Annotated in this window: 1 protein-coding gene; it reads right to left on the bottom strand. The window is 67.0% G+C overall.

The genetic code is table 11. The features are described 5' to 3' along the window. Positions 1-388: glucan biosynthesis protein (locus I6F38_RS43595; protein ID WP_225164742.1), on the bottom strand; the 388-nt coding region annotated here is incomplete at both ends.

Genomic DNA, 388 nt, shown 5'->3' on the forward strand with positions numbered 1-388 from the left:
CGGCGGTTCGGCGCCCCAGTACAGGCGGTAGCCGACCAGCAGCTCCTGGCCCGGCTGCGGCTTATCCTTCGGGTTCCAGAACGCCACGATGTTGTCGAACGTCTCGTCCACGGTGGGAATCTCCACCAGCTGCACCGAGCCCTCGCCCCATTCGCCCTTCGGCTCCACCCACAGGCACGGGCGCTTCTCGTAGAACACGCCGTCGTCCTGGTAATGGTCGAAGTTGCGGTCGCGCTGCAGCAGGCCGAAGCCGCGCGGGTTGCGGTCCACGAACATGTTGAAGCGCAGGTTGCGCGGGTTCAGCAGCGGCCGCCAGATCCATTCGCCAGCGCCGGTCCACAGCGACAGGCCATCGGTATCGTGGATCTCCGGGCGCCAGTCCCATGCC

The sequence above is a fragment of the Bradyrhizobium sp. BRP56 genome, from assembly GCF_020194035.1.
GTDB classification, from domain to species: domain Bacteria; phylum Pseudomonadota; class Alphaproteobacteria; order Rhizobiales; family Xanthobacteraceae; genus Bradyrhizobium; species Bradyrhizobium australafricanum.